The sequence below is a fragment of the Pseudomonas sp. GXM4 genome (assembly GCF_008923895.1).
Classification (GTDB): Bacteria; Pseudomonadota; Gammaproteobacteria; order Pseudomonadales; family Pseudomonadaceae; genus Aquipseudomonas; species Aquipseudomonas atacamensis.
On sequence record NZ_WBRZ01000335.1, the window covers coordinates 1 to 5,212 of the forward strand.

4 protein-coding genes are annotated in these 5,212 nt (G+C 60.0%); 1 reads left to right on the forward strand and 3 read right to left on the reverse strand.

The features are described from left to right. On the reverse strand, positions 1-432 hold a 432-nt coding region (locus F8N49_RS25270; protein ID WP_151553057.1), incomplete at its 3' end, for a GNAT family N-acetyltransferase. A 255-nt stretch (positions 433-687) separates the two neighbouring features. On the opposite strand from F8N49_RS25270, the gene F8N49_RS25275 reads away from it, so the two are divergent. Further along, positions 688-1,425 (forward strand): ABC transporter substrate-binding protein, encoded by a 738-nt coding sequence (locus F8N49_RS25275; RefSeq protein WP_071173870.1) that lies wholly within the window; start codon positions 688-690, stop codon positions 1,423-1,425. Between the two features lie 86 nt (positions 1,426-1,511). Here the strand turns inward: F8N49_RS25275 and yccS are convergent, their stop codons facing one another. Together yccS and F8N49_RS25290 are read right to left on the reverse strand one after the other, a co-directional pair. Further along, a complete protein-coding gene (yccS, locus tag F8N49_RS25280) occupies positions 1,512-3,686 on the reverse strand; it encodes a YccS family putative transporter (RefSeq protein ID WP_151553060.1) in 2,175 nt (724 codons plus the stop codon). A 262-nt stretch (positions 3,687-3,948) separates the two neighbouring features. Beyond that, the gene (locus tag F8N49_RS25290; RefSeq protein ID WP_151553062.1) at positions 3,949-5,127 is read right to left on the reverse strand and encodes an NAD(P)/FAD-dependent oxidoreductase; all 1,179 of its coding nucleotides are present in this window, start codon (positions 5,125-5,127) and stop codon (positions 3,949-3,951) included. Positions 5,128-5,212 lie beyond the last annotated feature (85 nt).

Genomic DNA, 5,212 nt, shown 5'->3' on the forward strand with positions numbered 1-5,212 from the left:
GTGGGGAATCCCATCCTCGAGATATTCCTCGCCCGCCACTTCGAACCCGTACTTGCCGTAATACCCCTGCAGATGCGCCTGCGCCGACAGATAGATCGGTACCTGCGGCCAGTGCTTTTCGGCCTGCTTCAGCGCCTGTTCCATCATGGCGTGGCCCAGCCCTTTGCCACGGCCGGCGGGCGCGGTCACCACGCGGCCAATCACCACGTCGCCGCCTTGGGATTCCGGGTCGAGCAGGCGCAAATAAGCCATCAGATGATCATCCTCCCAGCCCATCAGGTGATGGGTATCACCCTCCAGATCCTGGCCGTCGAGATCCGGATAGGCACATTTCTGTTCGACCACGAATACATCAGAGCGCAGCTTCAACAAGGCGTACAACTGCTCTTTGCCCAGATCACGATGATGTTTGCAGATCCACTCGATTGTCATTTTTCGATTCCTTGACCATGTCGCCCGATACTAAGCGCAGCAGCGCCGTATGTCTGTATGGCGCAACAGTCTGTGATAAAGGTCAAAATGCCACTATTCCTTTCTCGCGCTGGCTGCGACTTTGTGTAATCTGCTCAAGAGCACTGTCCACTGGCTCCCATGAGCTAATGTTCAATGCTTGGGTTTTGCCGGTAAGGGGCCTTGGGTTTTGACGTGAAACCACGTCGGGCGGTTGCCCGCTGAGGATGTTCAAGCATGCTGCGATTGCTTCAAGCCGTTGCTTTGATCGGACTGCTGGTGCTCGGCCAGGATGCTGCGGCGCAGAAGCTGCGGCTGGCGTTCGATAATTGGCCGCCGTTTACCGACGATGCACTGGTCAACGGTGGACTGGCCACTGACATTGTCAGCACCGCACTGGCTCGCGCAGGTTATGCCAGCGGTTACGAGCAAGTGCCATGGGCGCGCGCATTGCTGGGGATTGGCGAGGGGCGTTACGACGTGCTGGTCAACGCTTGGTACAACGACGAGCGCACGCAGATCGGCCAGTTTTCCGGTGAGTACCTGATCAACCGCATCCGCTTCCTCAAGCGCAAAGACGCACCTATTGAATACAACAGCCTCGAGCAACTGCACACCTATCCGATTGCGGTGGTGCGCGGCTATGCCTATTCCGCCCCTTTCGATGCCGACACGGCGATGCAGAAAGTGCCCGTGCACAACTTCGCCATGGGCGTGCGCATGCTCGCGGCGGATCGGGTCAAGCTGACGCTTGAGGATGAGTACGTAGCGAAGTATTACCTGGCCCGGGAATCGGCCAAGGTGCGCAATTCGGTGGAGTTTTTACCCAAGCCGTTGAGTGAAAACAGCCTGCATATTCTGGTCAGCCTGAAGAACCCGCAGCATGAGCAGATCGTCGCCGGGTTTGACCGGGCGATTGCAGCGATGAAGGCTGACGGGACTTATGAGAAGTTATTGCGGCGGCATGGAATGTAGTGGGGGAGCTACAAGTTTCAAGCTGCAAGCTTCAAGTTAGAAGCCGGGTTGCGTTCGGCTTGTAGCTTGTAGCTTGTAGCTTGCAGCTAGACTTCTTTGATCAAATGCGCCGCCAATGTCCGAAGCGGCCCTAACTGCCGGCAAATCAGCGCCAGCTGCGTCTGCACCAACCGCTGCCCTTCATCGATTTCATCCGGCATCTGTTCCAGCTCATTGGCCAGCGCTTCTTCTTCATCACTCTGAATTGCAATCGGCTGCTTGCTCGCCAGGCCTTGAGCGATTTCGTCGATGCTGGTCGCCAGTTTCACCCCGGCGCCTTCGATCAGATGCTCACGTACCTCCGCAGGCAACTGTGTTTCGCGGTGCGCGCCGAGCCCTGACAAATAGCTGAGCAGGGTGTGCGACAGCACCAGGAAACGGAAACCGACATCCGCCTCCTTACGGAAATGCCCCGGTTCCATGAGCATGTTCGCCAGTGTCGTCGACAGCGCCGCGTCAGCGTTATGGGCGTTGCGGCGGGCCAGGCGATAGGCGAGGTCGTCGCTCTTGCCGGCGGCGTATTGCTGCATGATCTGGCGCAGGTAGATGCTGTTGCAGGTCAGGGTGTTGGCCAGCACTTTGTTCAGGCGCCGACCCTGCCAGTCCGGCAGGAACAGGAACACCGCCAGACCCGCGATCAGGCTGCCCAGCAGGGTGTCGAACAGCCGTGGCAGGAACAGTCCGTAGCCATCGCCGACCTGATTGAAGCAGAACAGCACCATGATGGTGATCGCCGCCGTCGCCAGGGTGTAGCGGGTGGTGCGATTGGTGAAGAACACCACGCCGGCAGCGATGGCGAAGCACGATTGCACTACCGGGTTGGGGAACAGATCGAACAGCGCCCAGGCCACCGTCAGGCCAATGGCCGTGCCGATGATCCGCTGGCCGAGCTTGCGCCGGGTGGCGCCGTAGTTCGGCTGGCAGACGAACAGCGTGGTGAGAATGATCCAGTAGCCTTGGGACGGGTGAATCAGGTGCACCATGCCGTAGCCGATGCTCAGTGCCAGCGGCAGGCGCAGGGCATGGCGGAACAGCAGCGAGGTCGGCGTCAGTTGCGTGCGCAGGCGAATCCACACGTCCTTGAGATTGCGCGGTGAGCGGTCGAGCAGGCTGCTGTCGGTGGCATCCGCCAGGGCATCGGGGTTGCTGGCATCGCTGAGCAGGCGGTCGAGGGTGCCGAGGTTGGCCGCCAGTGCGCGCAGCGAGCGCAGCAGGCCGCGCCATGCCGGGTTGCTCTGGATGCGCAAGTGTTCGAGGGAGGCATGCAGGTCGTTCAGGGCTTCGGCGAAACTGGCGTCGTAGATGAACGGCTGGCGCATCTGGATGGATTCGGCCAAGGCCCGGCAGGCCTTGCCTTGCTGGCGCAGCAGGCGCTGGCAGCGGAACAGCACGTCGCTGTGGAAGAACGCCTCGGCCAGTGCGTTGTAAGGATAGTGCGAAGAGCTGGCGCGTTCGTGAATGTCTTGGGCGAGGAAGTACAGCTTGAGATAACGGCTGACTTTCGAGCCGGGTCGACCGTTGCCGACCCGGTGCAGGATGATTTCCTTGGCCGTGTTCAGGGCGGCGACCACCCGGCCATTCTGCTGCGCCAGTTCGAGGCGGCGGGCTTCGACGTCCATCTGCCGGATCGGCTCGAACAGCGAGGATTTCAGCTTCAGATACAGGCCCAGCTCGCGGAACAGGCGCGCCAGACTTTGCTGCACCGGTTGATTGGAAAACAGTGCCTGCCACAGCACCGAGAGCAGGCCGTACCACGCCGCGCCAGCGACCAGCAGCATCGGCTCATGCCAGAAGTCAGTGACCGCGCCGCCGCGCTGATCGACGCCGATCATAGTGTACACCGACAGAATCAGCGTCGCCGAGGCGATCGCGCCGTAACGCTCGCCCAGCGCACCGAGCATGGTCAGGCTGAAACTGGCCAGTGCCAGGGCTACGGCAAAAATGATCGGGTAGGGAAAGAGCAATTCCACCGACAGCGCGGCGATGCTGAAACACACCAGCGTCACCGCCAGAGCGTTGAGACGACCCTGCCAACTGTCGTCGGTTTCGGCCAGGGCGCTGGCGATGATGCCGAGGAACAACGGGATCAGCAGGCCCATTTCATCCTGATACCAGCACAGCGCCATGCTGCCGGTCAGGGCGATGAATACCCGCACGCTGTAGCTGAATTTATCCAGCGCCCACAGGCGCCGCAAAGACTGACGAAACGAGGTCGAGGACATGAAGTGCGAAGGCCTTCCGAGGCGATGCCGCTAAATTGAGCCAGTAATGACGCCGACGCAATGGCGTCGAGCACATCTGACAGCAAAAAGTGTTCCTGACTGCTTTTTTGCCGAACTCAATTTGGGGATTGGCACAAAACCTGTGGGAGCTGGCTTGCCAGCGATGGCGTCCTGGCATTCAACATCGGTGTTGGATGTGCCGGCCTCATCGCTGGCAAGCCAGCTCCCACAGGGATTGCATTTCACATTTGAAAGACGTGGATCAAACGAACTGCGCCGCTGCGTAACCAGAGGCCCAGGCCCACTGGAAATTGAAGCCGCCCAGGTGCCCGGTGACGTCGAGCACTTCACCAATGAAGTACAGGCCCGGGCTTTTCAGCGATTCCATGGTCTTGGACGACACCTCGCGGGTGTCGACGCCACCCAGAGTCACCTCAGCCGTGCGATAGCCTTCAGTTCCCGCCGGCACAACCTTCCAGCTGCCGAGCTTCTCGGCAATCTCCGCCAGTTCAGCGTGGGTGTACTGCTTCATCGGTTTGGAAACGAACCAGTTGTCCGCCAGCAGGTTGGCCATTTTCTTGGTGAAGATCTCGCCAAGCAAAGTCTTCAGCTCGCTGTTCGGACGCTCAGCGACTTGCTGTTGCAACCAGCTCGCCGCGTCGTGATCCGGCAGCAGGTTGATCTCTACCGTATCGCCAGACTCCCAGAACGAGGAAATCTGCAGAATCGCCGGGCCGCTGAGGCCACGGTGAGTGAACAGAATGTTCTCGCGAAAGCTCTGGTCATTGCAGCTGACCAGACAATCCACCGAGGTGCCGGACAGCTCTGTGCACAACTCCTTGAGCTGGTCGGTAATGGTGAACGGCACCAGCCCGGCGCGGGTCGGCAGCAGCTCATGGCCGAACTGTTTCGCAACCTGATAACCGAAACCGGTAGCGCCCAGGGTAGGAATCGACAGGCCGCCAGTGGCGATCACCAGCGATTGGCACTGGACCTGACCGAGGGTGGTGTCGAGCAGGTAGCCGCTGTCGACCTTCTCGATGGCCTGGATCGAGGTGTCCAGGTGCAGCTCGACGCCGGCCTGATCGCATTCATCAAGGAGCATGCCGAGGATGTCGCTGGATTTGTTATCGCAGAACAGCTGGCCGAGTTTCTTCTCGTGGTACGGCACGCCGTGTTTGCCGACCAGGCCGATGAAATCCCACTGGGTGTAACGCGCCAGCGCCGATTTGCAGAAATGCGGATTTTGCGAGAGGAAATTGCTCGGTTCGGTGTACATGTTGGTGAAATTGCAGCGACCGCCGCCGGACATGAGGATTTTCTTGCCGGCCTTGTTCGCGTGGTCGAGCAGCAACACCTGACGCCCGCGCCCGGCGGCGGTCAGGGCGCACATCAAGCCGGCGGCGCCAGCGCCAATGATCACGACTTCGGTAGAGCGCAAAACGGTGTCCTCACACAAAATTCAAAATCACCTGTGACCCATGTGGGAGCGGGCTTGCCCGCGATGAGGTCTGCACATTCAACAT

Excerpts from the sequence above, each read along its gene's own strand:
- F8N49_RS25275 (WP_071173870.1), top strand. The coding sequence starts at position 688 with ATGCTGCGATTGCTTCAAGCCGTTGCTTTGATCGGACTGCTGGTGCTC.
- yccS (WP_151553060.1), bottom strand. The coding sequence starts at position 3,686 with ATGTCCTCGACCTCGTTTCGTCAGTCTTTGCGGCGCCTGTGGGCGCTG.